The sequence below is a fragment of the Arthrobacter ulcerisalmonis genome (assembly GCF_900609065.1).
Classification (GTDB): Bacteria; Actinomycetota; Actinomycetes; order Actinomycetales; family Micrococcaceae; genus Arthrobacter; species Arthrobacter ulcerisalmonis.
The window spans coordinates 86996-108340 of record NZ_UXAU01000019.1 but is presented as its reverse complement, the minus strand read 5'-3'; the positions used below and the strand labels follow the sequence as shown (position 1 = coordinate 108340).

The 21345-nt window shown below is 64.5% G+C and carries 20 protein-coding genes, 1 tRNA gene and 2 riboswitches; of the genes, 7 read left to right on the top strand and 14 right to left on the bottom strand.

Translation table 11 applies throughout. From position 1 onward, the window contains the following. Nucleotides 1-648, top strand: coding sequence for a hypothetical protein (locus PSET11_RS06155; protein WP_124091228.1), 648 nt, complete (start codon nucleotides 1-3; stop codon nucleotides 646-648). Nucleotides 649-654: 6 nt separating this feature from the next. On the opposite strand, the gene PSET11_RS06150 is transcribed toward PSET11_RS06155, so the two are convergent. Continuing rightward, nucleotides 655-1407 carry a DUF998 domain-containing protein gene (locus tag PSET11_RS06150; RefSeq protein WP_124091227.1) on the bottom strand — a complete coding sequence of 251 codons (753 nt, stop codon included), beginning with the start codon at nucleotides 1405-1407 and terminating at the stop codon, nucleotides 655-657. A gap of 84 nt (nucleotides 1408-1491) precedes the next feature. Between PSET11_RS06150 and PSET11_RS06145 the strand changes: the two genes are divergently transcribed. The 3 genes from PSET11_RS06145 to PSET11_RS06135 all read left to right on the top strand — a co-directional run bounded on the left by PSET11_RS06145 (nucleotide 1492) and on the right by PSET11_RS06135 (nucleotide 2545). Further along, nucleotides 1492-1564 (top strand) — tRNA-Arg (locus PSET11_RS06145). 1 nt (nucleotide 1565) lies between these two features. After that, the gene (locus tag PSET11_RS06140; RefSeq protein WP_124091226.1) at nucleotides 1566-2090 is read left to right on the top strand and encodes a DUF6314 family protein; all 525 of its coding nucleotides are present in this window, start codon (nucleotides 1566-1568) and stop codon (nucleotides 2088-2090) included. Continuing rightward, nucleotides 2087-2545, top strand: a complete 459-nt coding sequence (locus tag PSET11_RS06135) for an NUDIX hydrolase (RefSeq protein WP_124091225.1) — start codon at nucleotides 2087-2089, stop codon at nucleotides 2543-2545. The genes PSET11_RS06140 and PSET11_RS06135 overlap by 4 nt, the downstream gene beginning before the upstream one ends. 63 nt (nucleotides 2546-2608) lie before the next feature. Here the strand turns inward: PSET11_RS06135 and PSET11_RS06130 are convergent, their stop codons facing one another. Both PSET11_RS06130 and PSET11_RS06125 read right to left on the bottom strand, forming a co-directional pair. Next, complete coding sequence (locus PSET11_RS06130; protein WP_124091224.1) at nucleotides 2609-4522, bottom strand: ABC transporter ATP-binding protein; 1914 nt, start codon at nucleotides 4520-4522, stop codon at nucleotides 2609-2611. Nucleotides 4523-4582: 60 nt separating this feature from the next. Beyond that, the gene (locus tag PSET11_RS06125) at nucleotides 4583-6238 is read right to left on the bottom strand and encodes an ABC-F family ATP-binding cassette domain-containing protein (RefSeq protein WP_124091223.1); all 1656 of its coding nucleotides are present in this window, start codon (nucleotides 6236-6238) and stop codon (nucleotides 4583-4585) included. 238 nt (nucleotides 6239-6476) lie between these two features. Here PSET11_RS06125 and PSET11_RS06120 point away from each other — a divergent pair, with 238 nt between their 5' ends. Together PSET11_RS06120 and PSET11_RS06115 are read left to right on the top strand one after the other, a co-directional pair. Further along, a complete protein-coding gene (locus PSET11_RS06120) occupies nucleotides 6477-7214 on the top strand; it encodes a hypothetical protein (RefSeq protein ID WP_124091222.1) in 738 nt (245 codons plus the stop codon). Next, on the top strand, nucleotides 7211-7951 hold the full coding sequence (locus PSET11_RS06115) for a hypothetical protein (protein ID WP_124091221.1): 741 nt from the start codon (nucleotides 7211-7213) through the stop codon (nucleotides 7949-7951). The genes PSET11_RS06120 and PSET11_RS06115 overlap by 4 nt, the downstream gene beginning before the upstream one ends. Before the next feature lie 177 nt (nucleotides 7952-8128). Here PSET11_RS06115 and PSET11_RS06110 read toward each other — a convergent pair whose 3' ends face one another. From PSET11_RS06110 to PSET11_RS06070, 10 genes are all read right to left on the bottom strand, one after another. Then, on the bottom strand, nucleotides 8129-11173 hold the full coding sequence (locus PSET11_RS06110; protein ID WP_124091220.1) for an alpha-mannosidase: 3045 nt from the start codon (nucleotides 11171-11173) through the stop codon (nucleotides 8129-8131). A gap of 107 nt (nucleotides 11174-11280) precedes the next feature. Then, on the bottom strand, nucleotides 11281-12147 hold the full coding sequence (gene fdhD / locus PSET11_RS06105) for a formate dehydrogenase accessory sulfurtransferase FdhD (RefSeq protein WP_124091219.1): 867 nt from the start codon (nucleotides 12145-12147) through the stop codon (nucleotides 11281-11283). Nucleotides 12148-12180: 33 nt separating this feature from the next. After that, nucleotides 12181-13581 (bottom strand): molybdopterin molybdotransferase MoeA, encoded by a 1401-nt coding sequence (locus tag PSET11_RS06100; protein ID WP_124091218.1) that lies wholly within the window; start codon nucleotides 13579-13581, stop codon nucleotides 12181-12183. After that, the gene (locus tag PSET11_RS16860; protein WP_238989053.1) at nucleotides 13578-13871 is read right to left on the bottom strand and encodes a DUF6457 domain-containing protein; all 294 of its coding nucleotides are present in this window, start codon (nucleotides 13869-13871) and stop codon (nucleotides 13578-13580) included. Before PSET11_RS16860 ends, PSET11_RS06100 begins: the two co-directional genes overlap by 4 nt. Continuing rightward, nucleotides 13868-14560 carry a molybdenum cofactor guanylyltransferase gene (mobA, locus tag PSET11_RS06095; protein ID WP_238989052.1) on the bottom strand — a complete coding sequence of 231 codons (693 nt, stop codon included), beginning with the start codon at nucleotides 14558-14560 and terminating at the stop codon, nucleotides 13868-13870. The genes PSET11_RS16860 and mobA overlap by 4 nt, the downstream gene beginning before the upstream one ends. Nucleotides 14561-14612: 52 nt before the next feature. Continuing rightward, nucleotides 14613-15113, bottom strand: coding sequence for an HNH endonuclease (locus PSET11_RS06090; RefSeq protein ID WP_124091217.1), 501 nt, complete (start codon nucleotides 15111-15113; stop codon nucleotides 14613-14615). 215 nt (nucleotides 15114-15328) lie between these two features. Beyond that, entirely contained in the window at nucleotides 15329-16117 is a 789-nt protein-coding gene (locus PSET11_RS06085) for an NlpC/P60 family protein (protein ID WP_124091216.1), read from the bottom strand. A 157-nt stretch (nucleotides 16118-16274) separates the two neighbouring features. Next, a complete protein-coding gene (locus PSET11_RS06080) occupies nucleotides 16275-16997 on the bottom strand; it encodes a C40 family peptidase (protein ID WP_124091215.1) in 723 nt (240 codons plus the stop codon). Nucleotides 16998-17058: 61 nt separating this feature from the next. Beyond that, nucleotides 17059-17229, bottom strand: a riboswitch (cyclic di-AMP (ydaO/yuaA leader). Nucleotides 17230-17364: 135 nt separating this feature from the next. After that, complete coding sequence (locus PSET11_RS06075) at nucleotides 17365-18186, bottom strand: M23 family metallopeptidase (RefSeq protein WP_124091214.1); 822 nt, start codon at nucleotides 18184-18186, stop codon at nucleotides 17365-17367. 4 nt (nucleotides 18187-18190) lie between these two features. Beyond that, nucleotides 18191-18390, bottom strand: a riboswitch (cyclic di-AMP (ydaO/yuaA leader). A gap of 159 nt (nucleotides 18391-18549) precedes the next feature. Further along, on the bottom strand, nucleotides 18550-19245 hold the full coding sequence (locus PSET11_RS06070; RefSeq protein WP_124091213.1) for an iron-dependent transcriptional repressor DtxR: 696 nt from the start codon (nucleotides 19243-19245) through the stop codon (nucleotides 18550-18552). 275 nt (nucleotides 19246-19520) lie between these two features. Here PSET11_RS06070 and serC point away from each other — a divergent pair, with 275 nt between their 5' ends. Then, nucleotides 19521-20651: a phosphoserine transaminase gene (gene serC, locus PSET11_RS06065; protein WP_124091212.1), complete on the top strand. Its 1131-nt coding sequence runs from the start codon at nucleotides 19521-19523 to the stop codon at nucleotides 20649-20651. A gap of 106 nt (nucleotides 20652-20757) precedes the next feature. Here the strand turns inward: serC and PSET11_RS06060 are convergent, their stop codons facing one another. Next, entirely contained in the window at nucleotides 20758-21345 is a 588-nt protein-coding gene (locus tag PSET11_RS06060; protein WP_124091211.1) for a DUF3027 domain-containing protein, read from the bottom strand.

Here is a 21345-nt window from a genome sequence, read left to right as displayed (position 1 = left end):
ATGTCCAAAACTCCTGCGCAGCGAATCAAGAAGCACGGCTCCAAGGCGGAGGTGCCGCAGCATCAGCTTCCTGCGGTCATCAATCCGAGCACTGCCAGGACCCCACAAAAGGCCCAAAGCAACACCAACACCATCCTGATCGCGGGTGTGGTGGCCAGCCTGTTCCTCTTCTGGTACGTCCATCTGTTGACCCTTGACCAGCTCCGCCAACTGACCGACGGCTTGGCCATCCCGGACTCAATGTTCGGCGGCTTCGATGCCAACCACATCGCCCAACTCCGCACCATCATGGACGATGACGCCCGGGGTCAACTGAACTTTGTCCACAAAACCGCCGGGACCCTCTTCCCGCTGATTTTCGGTTTCACCTGGCTGCTCCTGATCGGCACCAACGTGGCGAAGAAGTCACTTCGTTGGGCTTTGTGGGCGCTGCCACTCCTGTTCGTGGTGGTCCGGCTTTGGGCCAACGTGACCATCGATTCGGTGTTGGCGAACGCGGCGCCGAGCGGCGATCAGGTGGCCTTGGCGTCCGTCCTGACTGTTGCGGGTTGGGTTTTGTTGGTGCTCAGCCTGCTCGCCGGTGGTGCAGCCGTTGTGGTGGGCGGCCGCCGTCGTCGGTCACGAAAGTCCGCAGCTACCGCCGGTTAGGGCCGCTCAACCCACGACGGCGGCGCGGAGCTTTCGCTGTTGCCGCACCTGACGGGCAATTTCCAGGCCCGCTGCCGCCATGCCCACGGTCACCGGATACCCCATCAACCGCTCCAGGGTTCCGGGCTCCGGCACGTCCATCCCGGTCAGGCCGCCGGTCACCAAAGCTGCGAGGGACACCACGGCGCAGGCCAGCAGGAACCACGCCATCCGCGCTTTTCCCAGCCAGAGGATTCCCAGTACCAGCAACGCACCAGCGCCAGCCAGGAAGTACGTGACGGCGCCAATGAAATGCCACGGTGAGCCCACATCTTCCGGTACCAGCCCCACTACCACGGTGCCGGTGCCAGCGAGAGCCGTGAGAACGCGGACCACGAACGCTCCCACCCACGGCAGGCGGCGACCCAGTTCCACGGGACAGTCAGGCCTCGCAGCCACACAGAGGAGTGCCGAGGTCAGCAACGCCGCACCGAGCATCATCCCCAGCCCCTGCGCCACGAACGAGATGTTCATCAGCCAGTTAAGCGGCGAACACACGTCCCTGCCGGCATAGATCCCGCAGGACAGCGCCCCAAGGTCGCTGATGTATCCGGTCCGGACGCTGTACGGTCGCGGACCACCCCAGCCAGCGATCACGATTGCCTCCGCCGCGAAATACTGCAGCACGCTGAGCACAGCCCACGCACCCACGTAGTGGCGGAGAGAGGTGGTATCTGGAACGCGTGCCGACGCGGGGCCGGCCATCGGGGCTGCACTCATGCTTTGAGCGTAGTACGGCTCCACACCTTGTATGCTGGTATCCGTGTCCGGCCGGACCGGCTTGCCGATTCGACCGGATTGCCCGCCCTCGTAGCTCAGTGGATAGAGCACGGCTCTCCTAAAGCCGGTGTCGTTGGTTCGATTCCAATCGAGGGCACTTGAACCATCACGCCGAAGACTTCGATCTCCGGGCCTACCTTTTAGCTGGTGCGTCGACGCCCAGCACGTGGGCCGTGCAGCGCAACCTCCTGGACCGCACGGCAAGGATCAACGGAACTTTCACGGGCGTGGTCCGGTTCCTGCCCACGCACGACGGCGGCCTGGAACTCCGCGAAGAAGGAACCGTCCGCTGGCCCACCTTTTCGGGTCCGGCCACGCGGGCCTACCTCCTTCGCAGCACCCAACGGAGCGATGCGCTGGCAGTGTTCTTCGCTGACGGCCGCCCTTTCCACCAGATGTCCTTCAGCGCCAACGCAGCGGCGGATCAGCACTGGTGCGATCCAGACACATACCGTGTGGCGTATACCTATGGCGATACATTCAGCTTTGGGTATACCTGGGACGTGCAAGGTCCACAGAAGGACTACCTCCTCACCTCCAGGCTGCAACTCCAAGGTTCCCCAGCGGGCGTACGTGAGCCTGACACCCGCAAAGTCCCTGGAACTTCGGCCGGCCCAGCGTGAGGGCTCGGATTATCGTCTCCGCTGTCTGTGTTTTCGATGCTGACGGCCGGCTGTTGACTGTTCGGAAACGTGGTACCAGCATGTTCATGCAGCCGGGCGGCAAACCCGAACCGGGCGAATCTGCCGTCCATGCCGCGGCGCGGGAACTGGCCGAAGAAGTGGGCATCAGCATCAGCCCGCAGGAGCTCATCACCCTGGGCGTGTGGATCGCGGACGCCGCCAATGAGGCGGCTACGGACATTGAAGCAACAGTCTTCCGGGCTCCTGGCGCGTGGACAGCTGCTCCCGCTGCGGAGATCGTCGAAATTCGTTGGCTGGACCTCAACGCCCCTTGGCCCACTGATCTGGCGCCGTTACTGACCAGACATGTCCTGCCAGCCCTGCTGACCCGTGCCGACGCGCTGACGGACCGGCCGCGGACGGAACAGCCGCTGACCAAACAGCCGGGCGGCTAAGCCAGTGCCAGGCTGACAGACTCCTGCCGTGCCAGTGCCCCGGCCGCAGTACCTGGCAGCTGCCTAGGCTTCCGGCAGCGCGTCCTGCGCCACGACGGTCGCCTCCGCAAACTGGGTCCGGTACAGCTCTGCGTAGCGCCCATCGGCAACCAGGAGGTCGGTGTGCGTGCCGCGTTCCACGATCCTGCCGTCCTCCACCACCAGGATGGCGTCTGCAGCCCGGATGGTGGAGAGCCGGTGGGCAATGACCACCGCTGTCCTGCCTTCCAGCGCAGCGCCCAGCGCGGCCTGGACGGCGGCCTCATTGGTGGAGTCCAGCGCGGCCGTGGCCTCGTCGAGGATCACCACGCGCGGCTGGGCGAGGAGCAACCTGGCAATGGTGAGCCGTTGGCGTTCGCCTCCGGACAATCGGTAGCCGCGCTCCCCCACCACGGTGTCCAGGCCATCGGGAAGAGACCGGATCATCGTCTCCAACCGGGCCTGCCGGATGGCCTCCCACATGTCTGCTTCGCTGGCGTCCGGCCGTGCCAGCCGCAGGTTTGAGGCGATGCTTTCATGGAAGAGGTGGCCGTCCTGGGTGACCATGCCAATCGTGTCACGCAGTGAATCGAAGGTCAGGTCGCGCAGATCGGTGCCCGTTCCTGCGGTTGTACCACCGAGGCGGACGGCACCTGATTCAACGTCATACAAGCGGGTCAGCAGCTGCGCGATGGTTGACTTGCCAGCTCCTGAGGAACCCACCAGGGCCACCGTTTGGCCCGGTTCCACCCGGAAGCTGATGCCGTGCAGGACTTCCTCGCCGCCACGGGTATCAAGGGTGGCAACGTCTTCGAGGGAGGCGAGCGAGACCTTGTCCGCGGCGGGGTAGCCGAAACGGACGGCGTCGAACTCCACGGCAACGGGTCCGGTGGGCACCGCTACAGCCTCCGGTTTCTGCTGGATCAACGGCTTGAGGTCCAGGATTTCGAAGACCCGCTCGAAGCTGACCAGGGCGCTCATGATCTCCACGCGAGCGTTGGACAGGGACGTCAGCGGGACATAGAGCCTGGTCAGCAGCAATGCCAGGACCACCACGTCGCCGGGGGCGAGCTGTCCACCAATGGCCAACCAGCCACCCATGCCATAGACAAGCGCCAGGGCGAGTGCAGAGACCAGCGTCAAGGCAGTCACGAACGTGAACTGCAGCATGGCGGTACGGACGCCGATATCGCGCACGCGGCCGGCGCGGAGCGCGAACTCCCGCGATTCATCGGCGGGCCGGCCAAAGAGCTTGACCAGGGTGGCGCCGGGCGCCGAGAAGCGCTCTGGCATTTGCGTACCCATGGCTGCGTTGTGCTCGGCGGCTTCACGGCGCAGGTCGGCGAGCCGGGAGCCCATCCGCCGGGCCGGGACCAGGAACACTGGCAACAGGATCATGGCCAACACTGTGACCTGCCAGGACGTGCCCAGCATGACAATCAGGGTCAGGATCAGCGCCACCACGTTGCTGACCACCCCGGAGAGGGTGCCGGCAAAAGCCGACTGGGCACCGATGACATCGTTGTTCAACCGGCTCACCAACGCGCCGGTCCGGGTGCGGGTGAAGAAGGCGATCGGCATTTTCTGCACATGGTCGAAGACCTGGGTGCGCAGGTCAACGATCACGCCTTCACCGATCAGGGACGACAGCCAGCGGGTCACCAGGCCCAGCCCAGCCTCCGCTACAGCCACTACGGCGATCAGCAGCGCAAGTTGAAGTATCAGCTCGAAGCCGGACTTGGCCACGATGGCGTCCACTACCTGACCGGCCAGAACTGGCGTTGCCACCGCCAGGAATGCCATGGCGACGGACAGCAGGACGAAGGCAATCAGCTTGTTGCGGTAGGGCCGGGCGAAGGCCACCACGCGCTTCAGGGTCACTTTCGAGAACGGTTTTGAACCGCTTTCTGCCCGGGTGATGTTATAGAGGGAGCCCCAGGCTACCCGTTCCATGCTCATGGTGATTGCTCCGCGCCTAGATTATCGATGATCCCCCATTGGTCCAACCAGCCGTGATGCCTAGCGGCCATGCGTGATGTGTTGCTCCGTGACGACGCCATTGTCCATATCCCAACGTACATCCAACCGGACGTTCTCCAGCAGCCTGCGATCGTGGGTCACCAGCAGCAGGGCGCCGTCGTAGCTTTCGAGCGCCTCTTCCAGCTGCTCGATGGCTGGGAGGTCCAAGTGGTTGGTCGGTTCGTCGAGGACCAACAGGTTCACGCCGCGCGCCTGCAGGAGCGCCAACGCTGCCCGCGTCCGTTCGCCCGGCGACAGGGAGTCCACCGGCCGGGAGGTGTGGTCGGCCTTGAGCCCAAACTTGGCGAGCAAGGTTCTGACTTCGGCCGGGGTGAGGTCTACCAGGACGCGTTCGACGGCGGCAGCGAGGGTAAGGTGCCCGGCCAGCAGGCCTCGCACCTGGTCGATTTCGCCCACGGCTACGGAGGCGCCCATGCTGGCGTCGCCTGAGTCCGGCGGGGTGGTTCCCAACAGCAGGCGAAGGAGCGAGGACTTTCCGGCACCGTTGGGGCCGGTGATGCCGATGCGCTCGCCTGCGTTCAGCTGCAGGTTAACTGGTCCCAGCGTGAAAGCGCCCTGGGTGATGACCGCGTTACGCAGGGTGGCCACCACAGCACTGGAGCGCGGCGCCTTGCCGATCGAAAACTGCAGCTGCCATTCCTTCCGCGGCTCCTCCACCACGTCCAGCCGGTTGATTCGAGATTCCATCTGGCGCACTTTCTGCGCCTGCTTTTCGGAGGACTCTGTGCTGGCCGCGCGGCGGATCTTGTCGTTGTCAGGGCTCTTCTTCATGGCGTTGCGCACGCCTTGAGAGCTCCACTCCCGTTGCGTCCGCGCCCGGGACACCAAGTCCGCTTTGGTGGCCGCAAATTCGTCGTACTTTTCCCGCGCGTGCCGCTTGGCCACGGCGCGTTCTTCGAGGAAGGCGTCATAGCCGCCGTCGTAGACCGCTACAGCGTTTTGGGCCAGGTCCAACTCCACCACCGTGGTGACGCAGCGAGCCAGGAATTCCCGGTCGTGGCTGACCAGGACCACTCCGCCTCGCAGCCCTTTGACGAAGGCTTCCAAGGTGGCCAGGCCTGCAAGGTCGAGGTCGTTGGTGGGCTCGTCCAGCAGCACCACATCGAAGCGGCTCAACAGTAAGGCTGCCAGGGCCACGCGGGCCGCCTGCCCGCCCGAAAGTCCCGTCATGGCTGCGTCGGCATCGGCGGTCAGGCCCAACTCGGCCAACACCGCCGGGATCCGGTCGTCGAGGTCTGCAGCGCCTGATGCCATCCACCGGTCAAAGGCGCGGGCGTACTCATCGTCAGCGCCGGGGGCTCCAACGCCAAGCGCTTCTGCGGTCGACTCCATTTCTGCGGTGGCCTGCGCGCAACCGGTGCGGCGGGTGATGTAACCGGCCACTGTCTCACCTGCCACGCGTTCGTGCTCCTGCGGCAACCAGCCAACGAACGCGTCGGCTGGGGCCAGACTCACGGTGCCTTCCTGTGGCTGGTCCACGCCGGCCAGGAGCCGAAGCAGCGTGGACTTGCCGGCACCATTGGCACCCACCACGCCAACAACATCGCCCGGGGCGACGGTCAGTGAGAGATTGGCAAAAAGCTGGCGGTGGCCGTGACCGCCTGCAACGTCCTTGGCAACCAGGGTTGCAGTCATGGGTCAGTCCTTCCAGCAGGTGCACGGCACCGCTTCCGACACCCGCCGTGGCCAGCGCTGGCGCGAAATTCGAGGGGGTTCAGGCCGCAGGCATGAAAGAACCCGCTGGTCCGGACTTGGGGGGTGTACGGACCAGCGGGCTCGACCATCAACCCTACTCGACTTCGGTCCGCAGGTAAAATCGAGGGAGCGGAGCAGGGTAAAATTGAGAGGTACCTTCCACTCCTGAAAGATCCCTATGCCCTTACCTGCCAAAGCGTTTCAGCGCTGGTTGCACGGCATTGCCCCCGGCGTCAGCACTGCCGATGTCTGCCGGGTGTCCGGGATCAAGCGCACCACGCTGGCGCAGCAACTGGTTCGCGGGAAGGTCGCCGAAGGCACTGTGGTCAGCATCAGCCGCGCGTACAGCATCAACCCGCTGACGGCTTTGGCTGCTTTCGAGCCGTTCAGGGAACTCGGCGGACCACTGCCGCCTCCCACCCGCTCCGAATTGGTCAGCCAGGTGTCCACGCCGGACATCCTGCGCGCAGTCCTGGCCCGGCCGGCGATTGACGCAACTCAGGTCCGCAGCCCGCTCCGACACATCCCCAGCCCGCCGCCACATCCCACCTCGGTGAAGAACTGGGTAGATGCCATCGACGACGGCGAGGTCCGGCACCGCGTCTCGGCCGCCACCGGGATCGCCCCGCAGAACTACTCGGCGCAGCTGACCGCCAACCGACTGACCCCGGAATTGGCGCTGGCGACCGCCCACGCTGCTGGCGTGGGTCCCGTGGGTGGACTGGTTGCCACCGGCCTGATTACCGAGTCGGAGGCTGGCTGGCCCCCGGGCGCCCGGCAGGCGGCCGTCGACGAACTTTCTGCCAGTGATCTCACTGCCCTGGCCAGTGAACGCCTGCAGGCACTTGAAAAAGTCCTGCGGCGACAGGAGCACGAGCACAATCAGCAAGAAAAAATTTGGGAGAACCTGGGATGATAGCCGTACTTCAGTGGGTAACACTGGCCGCTTGTGGGTTGGCCGCCGTTGCCAGGGTTCCCAGCGCACTCCGGGGTGAGAATCGGTCCCTGTTCTGCATCTTCGGCCTAATGACCTTGGCGATCCTGCTGAGCATCGAGGCTCCTTATGTGGCCATCGATCAGGTCCTGGGTGGATTCAACCTGGCCAACCTGGTGTTGCGCTTCGTCATCTTCGCAGCGCTTTTCTTTGTGGGGGTACGCACCACCCGCGGGTTTGGTGACGACCGGGCCTACAGAACCCTGACGGGCCCGGTGGGCAAGGTAGCTTTGGCAGTTACTTCACTGGCTGTCATCGCCATCTTCGCCGTGATGGATTCCACCGGATCGTCCGCTGGCCTGGTTTCGGTTTCCGGGCGGGACGCCTGGCACTATGCGTTGGTGGAGTATTACGGCGCTGCGGGGCGCGCCTACCCTGCGTTCGTCGCGCTGGCCCTCCTGCCCGTACTGGCGCGCGCTGCCGCCAACAGGCACCTCCCGATGATGGTCAGGGTAGCGGCAGGCTTCTTCGGGTTGGGTTCAATTGTCGCGATCGGCACCTTGTTCTTTCCCATGTTTCCTGACGAGCTGGGGCCGCTGCGGTTCATCATGAACTACACAGCCATCCTGTGCTTCGTGGTAGGACTGGTCCTGATCTGGACCGCGAAGGTACTGAGCGCGCGCTCTGCCAGGCGGCTGGCGAAATATACTGAAAAGTAACCATTCCGCTTTCACAAAATCATTAGTGTGTGACACAATCATGAATGTGTGAAGGTTGGGGCGCGATGCGTTTCTGAACGGGGATAATTCTTTGATGCGTCCCGCCTCGGGGGGCCTTTACGCACATTGGGGGGATGAGTGGTGGCGGTCAATGATGACCGCCCCCACTCAGCCTGTTTAAGGCATCTTCCGCACTTCTGGTTTCCTGCTGAACCGCAGAGTGATCAGCTGGAATGGCCGCAGCATCAGGGCCGCTCCCGCTTGACCTGCCGATACTCCCGCAGCTTCTGTGGGCCGTTCCAGCAAATCCACTGAGCCTACTCCCGTGGTTGGAAAGTGCGCCGTGATGGTCGCTTCTGAACGCTGTCCCATCGATTCGTAAAGCCGGACCACCACATCGCCGGAGCCGTCTTCGGCACATTTGACGGCCTCTATGACCACCGCCGGGTTAGACACGGAGAAGAGTGGCTGTACCGGGGTTGCGCCCCGGGTCAGGCGTGGCGCCAGGTTGGTCCGATACCCTTCTTGCACGGCCTCGGCGATACCCGCGCCGGGCCTGATGGTGAGCTTGAATTCGTGGCTCCCGCGGTCTGCCTCCGGGTCCGGGAATTTGGGTCCGCGCACCAAGGAGAGCCGAACGGTAGTGGTAGTGCCGCCGTCGGAATTCCGAACAGTGCGGGTCACATCATGGCCGTAGGTGGACGAATTGCTCACAGCTACGCCATAACCGGGCTCCGCAACGTGGATCCAGCGGTGGGCACAGATTTCAAACTTGGCAGTTTCCCATGAGGTGTTGGTGTGAGTGGGCCGGAAGACGTGGCCAAATTGGGTTTCGGCCGCTGACCTGTCCGCGCGGAGGTCCAGGCCGAACCCCAGTTTGAGGAGCTTCTCGCGCTCCTGCCAGTCAATGGTGGTGGTGATGGCTAATGATGGGCTCCCGGCGGCCAACGTCACACGCTGCGTGATAGCGGAGGCGCCAACGTTTCGTTCCACCACCACGGTGGCCTCGGCATCGGTGGCGTCCACCCAGATCCGGTCCACACCCGTCACCGGAGTGACATTGCGCCGGTAAAACTCGTCAACGTCCCACGCGTCCCAGGCATTCGGAGTGTCCCGGTGCAGCTCCAACAGGTTACCGACCTGGTCGGGGGCGATGGCCTCACGGCCACTGGCGTAATCCTGGAGCGATACCAGCAAGCCCTGGTCGTTCAACTGGGCCCGGATGATCCCGTTATCCAGCACGTGCCCGCCGTTCTGGGCGGTGACAGTGACTCGTGTCGGCGCAGCGAGTGGCTCGTCCACACCGAGGGCCGGCACGCCGTCGCGCGCATGCGGAGCAGCATTGAGCAGGAACGTCCGATCGCCTTCGCCCACCAACGCCCGGGTTGCCTGGCCGATCAGCGCCTCGAGGGCCGCCGCAATGGCCTGGTAATTCCGTTCCGCGTCCTGGTGGACCCAGGCGATCGAACTACCCGGCAAAATGTCGTGGAACTGCTGCAGGAGCACCAGCCGCCACAGCCGCTTGAGCTCCTCGGCAGGGTAGTCGAACCCGACGCGCACCGCTGCTGTACTGCACCACAGTTCAGCTTCCCGGAGCAGGTGCTCGCTGCGGCGGTTGCCCTTCTTGGTCCGCGCCTGGCTGGTGTAGGTACCGCGATGCAATTCGAGGTACATCTCGCCAACCCAAACGGGAAGATCAGGGTAGTCGTCTTCGGCCTGCCGAAAGAACGATTCCGCTGAACCCAGCCGGACCTTCGGAGAGCCCTCCAGATCGGCGGTGCGGGCAGCGGCCGCGAGCATCTCGCGCGTGGGTCCGCCCCCGCCGTCGCCGTAGCCAAACGGAACGAGCGAGACAGTGCCGCGGCCATGATCGCGATAGTTCCGCTCAGCGTGTGCCAATTCTGCGCCGCTGAGCTCGGAATTGTAGGTGTCCACCGGCGGAAAGTGGGTCAAGAGCCGGGTGCCGTCGATTCCTTCCCAGTTGAAGGTGTGGTGCGGCATCTTGTTGGTTTGGTTCCAGGAGATTTTTTGCGTCAGGAACCATCTGCTGCCGGCTGATTTCACGATTTGGGGCAAGGCGGCCGAGTAGCCGAACGAATCGGGTAGCCACGCCTCCTGGCAATCGATGCCGAACTCGGCCAAGAAGAAGGACTTGCCCTCCATGAACTGCCGGGCCATGGCCTCTCCGCCTGGCATGTTGGTATCGGATTCCACCCACATCCCACCCACGGGTACAAACTGGCCGGCGGCAGCTTTCGCTTGGATGCGGAGGAAAAGCTCCGGGTAAGACTCTTTCATCCACGCCAACTGCTGGGCAGATGAACACGAAAAGACAAAGTCCGGGTTGGCGTCCATGAGGGCCAGCACATTGGCGAAAGTCCTGGCGCACTTTCTGATGGTTTCCCGGACCGGCCACAGCCAAGCCGAGTCGATGTGGGCGTGCCCGGTCGCCACCAGCTGATGCGCGGACCCATACGCTGGCCTGGCCATCACACCGGCGATCTCTGCACGGCCGGCGGCAGCGGTACCGGCAACGTCATCGGGATCCATCACGTCGAGCATGCGCTCGAAAGCCCGGAGGATCTCATGGCGCCGGGGCAGGTCCACGGGCAGCTGCGCCATCAGCCCTGACAGGGTCCAAATGTCCTGCTGGAGTTCCCACACGGTCAGGTGGCGCTCGGCAATTGCTATGGTTCCAAGCCGGTACTGCGGCTCGGAACCCGCCGTCGACGTGTCACCGTAGGGCGTAGCCGCAAACGTCCAGCCCTGCGCCACATCAGGGTTGGCGGCCGCTTCAACATAGATGTCGACAGACGAGCCGCCGCCCAGAAGTTCCAGTGGTACGTACTGGTTCCGCGGCGAGATGGCCTTGATGAGGGTCCCATCTGGACGCCAGGCGATGCCCTCGCATTGGAAACCAGGCGTGACGGTACTGAAGCCCAGGTCCACGATGAGTTCCACAGCGGTGTCTGCACTCCCCCAGCCGGCTGGGACGTCGCCCTGCAGGCGGAACCACGTGGTGCCCCACGGCTTTCCCCAGCGGGCAGCGTGTTCCTGGGGACCGAACCGCTGGTGGATGGCCTCGCTAGCGGGGACTGGCTCGTCGGGAACGGTCCAACTGCTGAGCAGCAGCGGGATGCTACGCCCGTAGATGGCTGGCGTGATGCGCTCGCGCACGAACCTTTCGAGCCGGGCTTCAGTGAGCCGTCGATCGTCGTGCAAAGTATGCCCTCTTAGCGGTTGTGCGAGTCAATGATTCCAGTCGATGGATAAATCTACCGGCTGGTAGCCGGCGGGCCAACCCCTCGCCCGTGGGCGGGCGGCGCCGATCAGGCAGGCAGCGGGTGGATGATTCGGCGGTCGCCAGCGTAGACGTTAAGGCTAGTCCGGCGGCTGAAACCCGCCAGGGTCAACCCGCTGGCCTCGGCGAGCTCCACCGCCAGGGACGACGGCGCGCTGACAGCCGAGAGGATCGGAATGCCGGCGAGGGCTGCCTTCTGCACCAACTCGAAGGACGCCCGGCCGGAAACCTGCAGCACTGTGCCCCGCAGGGGCAACAGGCCTTCCCGCAGCGCCCACCCCACCACCTTGTCCACGGCGTTATGCCGTCCCACATCCTCCCGGACGCACAAGAGCCGCACCCCGCCGTCGTCGCTCACCTGGAAGAGGCCTGCCGCATGCACGCCGCCCGTCTCGTCGAAGATGCGCTGGTCCGCCCGGAGCAGGTCGGGCAGGGCCGCCAGGACGCCCGCATCGAGGCGGACGGGATCCTGGGCGGGACTGTAGTGCCCGGTCTTTGCGACCTGGTCTACCGAGTCCGTCCCGCAGATCCCGCAGGCGCTGGACGTATAGGAGCGCCGGGCGGTATCCGGGACTACCACGTCGGGGCGCAACTGTGCCTCGACCACATTGAAGGTCTGCACGCCGTTCTCATCCTCACCGGCGCAGAACCGCAGGGAGACCAACTGCTCCGGCTGCCAAATGGTGCCCTCGGAGACCAGAAAGCCAGCCACCAGGTCGAAATCGTCCCCGGGAGTGCGCATGGTGACTGAATGGCTCAGCGTCCCAAGGCGGATTTCCAGCGGTTCCTCCACAGCCAGCACGTCTTCCTTGTGCCGGACAGGGAATTCGCGGGCAGCCGGCGACCCGTCCAGGACGTATCTGTGCACCTTGCGGCGTTGCGTCATCCGGCCCATGGTGTGGTCCTCCTGGTTGCTCGTGCGTCTACGTCAGTCAAAGAGCGCGCTCCAGTCCACGGGTCCGGCTGGCGCTTTCGCCCGCAGTTTGGCGCCGCCTGCTGTGGGAGTCCTCGGTTTGGCCCCCGCCGTGGGGTCCGGGGTGCTGGGCAGCGGCGGACCCCATGGCAGGGCGAAGGCCGGGACGGATTCGCCCAGTTGAACCCCGTGCGGTGGAACCACCAAGACCCCGTCTGCCTCGGCAAGGCCGCGCATCATGCCCGAGCCGGCGTATTGGGCGGGCGACGCCATCCCATAGACCAGCCGGAACGGCAGCAACCTGGTCCGGCCCAACTCGGCATCGAGTACCGTCCCGCACGGCACCTCCTGCACCTGCGGGAGGGAACCGTGGCCCAGCGCGGCAAGAAGTGGCGCACCAATAGTGGACAAGGCCAGCATGGCGGCCAACGGATTGCCCGGCAGGCCCAGCACAAACCTGCCATCGGGCAGTTCCGCCAGCACCACGGGGTGGCCGGGCCGCATGGCCACCCCGTCAATGATCAGCCTGCCGCCAAGTTCAGCGACCGCGCGCCGCAGGTGATCGGTACCGGACCGGCCGGTTCCGCCGGTGGTAATCACGACGTCGGCAGGCAGGTCGGGCGCCCCCGGCAGGTCAGGGAGCACGTCGTCCAAGCCGGCCAACCATTCCCGGTACGAGTCGCCGATCCGTTGGTGTCCGCCCGCGAGCCCGCCGAGCATCAGGACGGCCGCCGCCAGTTGCGGGCCGAAGGTGTCGCGTACCTTGCCGGGTTCCGGCAGGCCCTGTTGGACCACCTCGCCTCCGGTAAGGAGCAGCCGGACCACCGGTTTGCCCTGCACACGCAAGGTGTCATAGCCCGCCAGCGCCGCCACGGCCAAGTGCGCCGGGTTCAGGCACACCCCAGCTTTGACCAGCACATCACCGGCCCTCGCTTCTTCTGCCGCGTTCCGGATGTGCTGCCCGCTTCGAGGCTCGCCAGGCTTTGCGGTTCCCCCCGCACGCAAGATGGGAAGCCCCTCACCGTCGACCCCCAGCACCGCAGACTCGCTCCGCAGGACAGCCTTGGCTCCCGGCGGGATCAGCCCGCCCGTGGCAATGGGACTTGCCTGGTGGGGTGCAAGCCTGGTCCCGGCGTCGGCAACGATCCACGGTCCAGAGCCGTTCACAGCCCACCCATCCATGGCCGACGACGCATAGTGCGGCATGTCGTGCAGCGCCACCATGTCGTGGTCCAGGACACGGCCCAACGCCAATTCCAAGGCTACGGGGCCAGCCGGAATGGGCGTGGCCGCGTCGAAAGCGACCTGCCGGGCTTCCCACCAGGTGTGATCAAGGTGGACAGGTTCTTGTTCGGCGTCTTGGCCAGGCTCTTGCGCATGACCTAGGCCGGACTCGTCGACGAGCTCTGTGGTCATTCGCCGGGCGCTCCCTTGGCAGCCGGCTCATAGTCGGCAGCCAGAGTGCGGGCCACGCCAAGCACTGCAGCCATGGCCTCGGGGTCAGCTGATTCGCCCTGCGCCGCAGCCAACCCAGCGGCATAGCCAGCGACGAACGTGGTCAGTGGCGCCGCTGGCCGCACCACCGAGTGCGCAGCCACCCCGGCCAACGACAGAATGGCTGCCACATCCACTCGGACACCATCAAGGTGGTAAGCCTGAAGCAGGAGCCGGCACCATTCTTCGAGTGTTTCTTCTTGGCTTGTCATGTGTCGCCTCCAGGGTTGTTCGGGCCGTGGCATTCTTGGCCTGCCTCCGAGCCGTGCGCTCCGGCGATTCCACCTGCTGCGGCATCGGCCCAGGTGTCCACATCCGCTGTGTACTCGCTGGGAACGGTGACCAGTTGCACATCCAGATTAGCAAGGAGAGAGCGAACGGAACCGTCGACCAAGCGACCCTTGGCCTGGAGTCCGCGGGCCGCCGATTTTAACTCATCTGTGTCATAAATACCGAGGAGGAACTGCCGCTCCCCTGCCGACGTGCTGGCCATCACCCCGCGCCTGCCCGCAGCGACGGCCGCCGGCAAGGCGGCCCGCAGGATTGCAACGGCGCCAGCGGCCAGCGGCATGTCGCAGGCCAGGACAAGGACATGGCATGGCTCGCACGCTACCTCGGCCGGGCTGGCGGCAGCAAGCGCCCCCAACCCGCAGGCGATAGCCGCAGCGGGGCCAGCAAACGGAGGGTCTTCGCGGCAGGTCAGGATGTCGGCTGGCAACGAACCAATGGTGGGCCCCACCACCACTATCCGCCGCACTCCTGCGCCGGCAGCGGCCTGGACTGCATGGCCAAGGAGGGTGGTGCCCGCAAGCACCAGGGTGGCCTTGGAGACGCCGCCCAGTCGTGCGGACCTGCCTCCCGCCAGGATGACGGCGTCGAGGGCTAGCGGGGCTATGGGCACTCCCCTAGCCTAGCCACGGCAACGGGGAACCACATCTCCTGACCAGCCAGGGTCAGGCGGCCCGCTCGGGCAACAGGAACGGGTCCCAGGCAGGAGTTGGCTTCTCCAGTTCCTTGATCTGCCAGATGGCCCCATGCGGCGGACCGGGCACGAACCGCAGCTTCCAGCCCATCTCCGCTGGAGTATGGTCACCCTTGTTGTTATTGCAGCGGAGGCAGGCGGCCACCAAGTTGTCCCATGAGTCGGCACCGCCGCGCGACTTTGGCTGCACGTGGTCGATCGTGTGTGCAGCCTTCCCGCAATAGGCACAGACGTGCGCATCGCGGCGCAGGACCCCGCGCCTACTGACGGCAGCGTTTTCGTTATAGCGCGGACGGATGTATCGATTGAGCAAAATGACGGACGGCCTGCCCAGGATTTCCTGGGGGCCCACGACGGGATCGTCACCTTCTGCGATGACGCTTGCCTTTCCCGTCAGCACAAGCACCAGAGCCCGGCGGAAGGTGACAACCGCAAGGGGTTCATATCCAGCATTCAGAACGAGAGTGCGCATGCGCGTTCCTCTTCACGGCCGCACCCGTCAGGGGCACGAGGGCCGGCTGCCCTCGGCATGTCCGGGCTATGGATCGACATGACAAGAGTAAACAACGATGCAGGGCATCAGCTAATTCCGCGGCGAGGGGTCGCCGTGTCGGCAGAATACCTACGGAACGTTAAAACAATGGGCCCCCACAGCCGAAGCTGCGGGGGCCCAAGGTAGCGTTCGAATCAGTTGACGCGGATGAACACGGGGCCGGAACCCACGTTGGCACTGAAGACGATGGTCTGGTTGCCGTTAAATCCGCCATGGACGGCCTGGCCGTTGCCTGCGTAGACAGCAATGTGGGCCATGCCCGAGCCGCCGTTGGCGTAGTAGATCAGGTCGCCGGGCTGTGCTTCCGCTGCGCTGACGGTGCGGCCGAGGCCCAGGTAGCCAGCGGGCCAGTCGTGGAAGTTGATGCCCACGGCTGCCAGGGAGTTAGTGACCAGCATGGTGCAGTCCTGCACCACGCCGAGTTGGGCGTAAGCAGCTGAGAGGATCGCTGCACCCTTGTTGCTGGCGGGAGCCTGCGCGGCGGGGGCAGCGGCCTTGGTGGTGACCTTTGCCGTTGCAGCAGCTACTGCCGGTGCAGCGGTAACAGCGGCAGCGGGTGCTGCAGCAGCTACGGGCTCAGCTTCCTGGACCTCAACGACGGGCTCAGGCTCAACAACGGGAGCGGGCGTGGTGGTGACTGCCGGCTTCTCGAAGGTGATAGCGATGGTGGAAGCTGCAGAGATGGGAGTGGCAACAGTGGAGCCAACTTCCACGCCGGACAGCGGAGCGGACTCACGCTTGACGTTGGCATCAGCTGCGTTGGCCGCGAGGCCGCTGGTCAGCACCAACCCGGACGCTGCTGCAATAACAGCTGCCTGGCGTCCGAAGACACCGGCGTTGCCGCCAACGGTCTTGGCAAGGACTGCGATTGAGTTGGTTGTGGTGACTTCGGCGCGATGCCGTGCGGTAGCACGAGTAGTCATCAGTTCTCTCTTTCGTTTCCCCGGACCCTGCTGATGGCAGGCCGGGCGTCGGCCAGGCCGGAAGCTTGGGGGAATTCCGGCATGGTCTGAACGGGGATTTGCTAGGGATGGGGAAGGGTGGTGCAAACAAAAATTCTTGGGGCCGAAGCCCCAAGAATTATTTGCTGAGTGTGTAGTACGAGGAAGAGCCGGTTGCGGCCACAGCGTGGAGCAAGGTGCCCTGTGAGGGGTTCAACGCGCTGATCATCATGCCGTTGCCAACGTAGATGCCTACGTGTGCGCCGCCGTTCTGCATGACCAAGTCACCCGGCTGCGGGTTGGACGTGGGGGTCATGGCGTTCCACGCGTTGACGCGGGGAATGCTGATGCCAGCCTGGGCGTAAACCCACTGGGTGAAGCCTGAGCAGTCCCAGCCATTAGGGGTGGTGCCGCCCCAGACGTAAGGACGGCCGATGCCGGTGTAGGCAATGGCTGCGATGCCAGACGTTGACGCTGCAGCGGGAGCAACTTCGACAGCCTTGGTTTCCGGCGCTGCTGCCGTTGCTGCCTGGGCGGCAGTGGCAGCGGTGCGGCCAGCGGCAGTGGTAGCTGCTGCCGTCTCCCGTTCGGTGGACTGAGCCCGGACCGGCTCCGGCTTCGGTGCGGCCACGGTCTTGACCACGGTGCGCTCGAAGGAAACGGTGGCGGTGGGTGCAGCGGTAACGGCCAGTGCCGTCTGTGCTGCGCCCGATTCGGTGGAAGCAGACACACCAGCGGTGGTGTCAGCTGCCGTGGCGGGCAGGCCCATGGTCAGGATGAGGCCAGAGGCGGCTGCGAGGACTGCAGCCTGGCGACCGACGGTACCGGCGTTTGCACTGACAGCTTTTGAGACGGTGCTCAAAGGGCTGGTGCGAATCGGTAGCGCACGGTGGCGTGCGGAATTGATGCGTGACGACAAGAAGGTAGCCTCTCCCAATGCCTGCGAGGTGAGCTGTCGGATTCGGATGGGAGTCACCCGGCCACATGGCTTCCGAAGAAGCTTTGCGACTTAACCCCTAGGCCTTTCCAAGAAAGGCCACAATTGGTTCCCCCGCCCCTGCCAGACGATGTGATGCGAACGGACCTTGAGCGGTGGCAGAGCTAGGCAATCCACTCAAGAGCATCACCTTTGGTAAAGGTGATGCGCTCTAGACGGTACAGCAGTCCGGATCAAATGTCACGTTCAGGTCACGAGCGGTAACGGGGAACCGGTAGTTGGCCATTACTTATTAGAGCCAACCGGTGGGGTCAACTACTTCACCGTTGACCTGAACCTCGAAGTGGAGGTGGCAACCGGTAGAAGCCCCGGTAGTGCCACTGAGGGCCACAACATCACCACGAGAGACAGTCTGACCCTCCTTGACCGTGAAGGATGAAAGGTGGTTGTAGGTGGTCTCCAAGCCGTTGCCGTGGTCGATCACCACGCGGTTTCCGCCACCGTACTGGTGCCAGCCAACGAACGTAACGGTGCCAGCAGCAGCAGCCATGACCGAGGTCCCACACTGCGCCACGTAGTCCTGGCCGCGGTGGAAGTCGCCCGAGCCACCAGTGATGGGGCTGACGCGGTAGCCGAAGGGCGACGCGGTGGTCAAGGACGCCAGTGGCGAACCTAGGCTGCCAGCGGAGGCAGCACGGGTCACGGAGCCGGCGGACTGTGCACTAAGGAGTTGCTTCAGCTTGCCGTCAGGGTCAGCCTTGGTCACAACGGCAGACCGGTTGAAATCGAGCTGAGCTGAGGCTTCAGCGGAGATCTGTGGCTGTGGGACTGTTGCTGCCACCGCATCTGTGCCGGGCGCCTCCGTGGCCAAGACGGGGCTGGTGGCCGGAATAGTCACGGTCAGCGCCAAGCCCGTGGCGGCGAGGGCGATGCCAGCCTTCTGTCCGATGCCACTGGCGGAAGCAAAATCGGTGATCTGGCGGAAGGGTCCACGCCGCTGGCGGGCATCGCGGTGTACGTCACGCGGCCGGTCTACAGAGCTGGCAACGGCAGCGCGCGGGGCCGGAGAGGGAGCGTCCGCTCTACGGCGACCCCTGGTGGTCTGGCTAGTCAAGAAGGGTTCCTCTCTGGAAAGCCTACGAAGTTAGCTGTCGGATTCGGGTCAGAGAGTGATAAAGACCCGGTCCGCCGTGGACAAGCTTCGGCACAGAGATATCCCTTGGGATTCCAACGCTGGAGAGGCTTGCTGCTAGCGGACTTCACCCCAAGGCAGCTTTCGCTGCCAGTTGTGGTTCCCCCGCCTCTGCCAGATAAATGATGAACGCGCCAAATCCGCTGGCAGAGCTCGGCTCCGGATTCGGTAACGCTTACGTATCAACGCCTAGCTTCAACTATATCCGCCTCCCAGCCAAAGTAACAATTCCGTTATCTTTGCACTGGGGGGTTCAACACGCTACGAGGAGGGCAAACCAAGTGGTCAGCTAATGGCCACAAAAACGTGTGCTGCCACTTCAGGCGGCAGTTCGAGGGCACCCTCAATACCGGCCACGCGCACGGAAATGTAATCTCCCACACGCTCCAACGAAACAGCGGCACCGGGCCGGATTCCGCCCTCATCGAGTTGCAGCAGCAGCTCGGGTTCGACCTGGATTGGCTCGGCGAGCCGGATCACGCCAACCGAGGACGCTGGACCGTACGTCTTCATAGCCTCGACAAGGCTGATGGCGCCGTCGGAGAAGCCCTTGCCGGCCTGGCCACCCAGTGCCGCCAGGCCCGGAATCGGGTTCCCGTACGGCGACTCGGTGGGGTGGTTCAGTAACTCGTAGATCCGCTTTTCCACCCGCTCGCTCATCACGTGCTCCCAGCGGCAGGCCTCGTCATGGACGTAGGCCCAGTCAAGGCCGATAACGTCGGCCAGCAGCCGTTCAGCCAGCCGGTGCTTGCGCATGACCTCGGTGGCCCGTTTCCGGCCGGTGTCCGTCAGTTCCAAATGCCGGTCGCCGGAGACAACCACCAGCCCGTCGCGCTCCATGCGGCCGATAGTCTGCGAAACGGTGGGCCCTGAATGCCGCAACCGCTCGGCAATGCGAGCCCGCAGTGCCACGATGTTTTCTTCCTCGAGCTCCAAAATGGTGCGAAGGTACATCTCCGTTGTGTCGATCAGATCCGTCATCAAACTCAGCTCCTCGAGCGCCATACCCTGCGTTTGTTCCACCGTATCGCTTTTGCCCGCGACGTAGCCCTTGACGAGCTTAGCCTATTTTGAGTTAGTCCGATTAGTTGCACTGGTGGGGCTGCTGTCTCAATGTGTGGACTGTGACGCTGGCAGTTCTGTGCCGGTTTGCACTTCAGGCAGAATAAAGGAGGCCCGGGCCGCGGCCGCTCCTGTCGAGCGGCCGGCGAGAAGCCCCTATGGCCCAGCCACACCCCGCCGACATTGGAGCACCTGTGAGCGATACCAGCATCACGATCCCCGCCGACCTCCTGCCCGTGGATGGCCGGTTCGGGGCCGGGCCATCAAAGGTCCGCCAGGAACAGGTCGATGCCTTCGCTGCGGCATCGAAGACCATCCTGGGTACCTCGCACCGGCAGGCGCCGGTCAAGAACTTGGTCGGTTCCGTCCGGTCCGGCCTGAGTGACTTCTTCCGCGCTCCGGAGGGCTACGAAGTGGTCCTCGGGGTTGGCGGGTCCACAGCATTCTGGGACGTCGCCGCCTTTGGCCTGGTCGAAGAGAAGGCTCAGCACCTCTCCTTTGGCGAGTTTGGTTCAAAGTTTGCCGCCGCGACCAACAACGCCCCTTTCCTGGCAGCCTCTTCCATCATCACGTCCCAACCCGGCACCCGCCCCAGCCCGCAGGCTGAAGCAGGCGTCGACGTGTACGCCTGGCCGCAAAACGAGACCTCCACCGGTGTTTGCGCCCCGGTCCGTCGGGTGGCGGGCGCCGATGAAGGTTCGCTGGTCCTTGTGGATGCGACCTCGGCGGCCGGCGGCCTGGACGTGGATGTGGCCCAGAGCGACGTCTATTACTTCGCGCCGCAGAAAAACTTTGCCTCCGACGGCGGCCTCTGGCTTGGTCTGTTTTCCCCTGCGGCACTGGAACGCGCGGCTCGGATCAAGGCGTCCAACCGGTGGATCCCGGACTTCCTAGACCTGCAGACGGCCATCGACAACTCCCGGCTGAACCAGACGTACAACACCCCGGCGTTGTCCACCCTGGTCACCTTGGACGCCCAGGTGCAATGGCTCAACAGCAACGGGGGCCTGAATTTCGCCGCCGCGCGGACAGCAGATTCTGCCGGCAGGATCTACAGCTGGGCTGAGGCCTCGGACTATGCAACACCGTTTGTGACCAACCCGGATGAGCGATCAAATGTTATCGCCACGATCGACTTCGACGACTCGGTCGACGCCGCCGCGGTGGCCAAGGTACTCCGGGCCAACGGAGTGGTAGACACCGAACCGTACCGTAAGTTGGGCCGCAACCAGCTTCGCATCGCCACGTTCGTCGCCATTGAACCGGCTGATGTGTCAGCACTGCTGGCAAGCATCGACTACGTGGTGGGCGAATTGCGCAAATAGCGCCCCGGTCCTCCTGCAGAACGGACGACGGCGCCGCCTGACGTGAACGTCGGGCGGCGCCGTTTCGTTGTGGTCGTGATTCCCGGAACCACCTACCGCTGTGGGCTTAGGCCCCGTCAGCCTGGTCAGGCTCGGCACCGTCAGGAGAGTCGGCGTCGTCGTCCTGGCCGTCCTGATCGGGCACCTGGTCAGCCGCAACCACAGCATGGGCAACCGGCACGTCCTGATCGCCGGCATGGTGCTCTTGCGCATCTTCCGGGCGAACCCGCTCAGCCCAGGGCACCCACTCCGGGGCCAGGATGGAGTCCTCCGAGGGCACCATGCCGAGCTCGCTGACGGTGACCGCCTTGGACCGCGAGTTCCGGGTAAGGACGGCGTACCACTGCCACCCTTGGTACCCGGCAAGCCTGGACTCGAACAGGTGGGTCACCAAGCGATCGCCCTCGCTCTTGGCCGCAAGGTGCGGACCAATCGCGCCGGGTACCGTGATGCCCTCGACAGCAGCGCGGGCCTCGGTGACGGCTGCGGCCAGGAAGGGATCGGGCTTTCCAACCCGCCACACCGGAACTCCGGCGCGGCGCGTTGGCGAGGCAGAAATGCCAGGCAGCCCAGAAGCAGGCGCAGCTGGCTCAGCCGGGGCAACGGGAATGGGGTCCTGTTGCACCGCTGTGGACTGTTCAGCTTCCTCAGACAT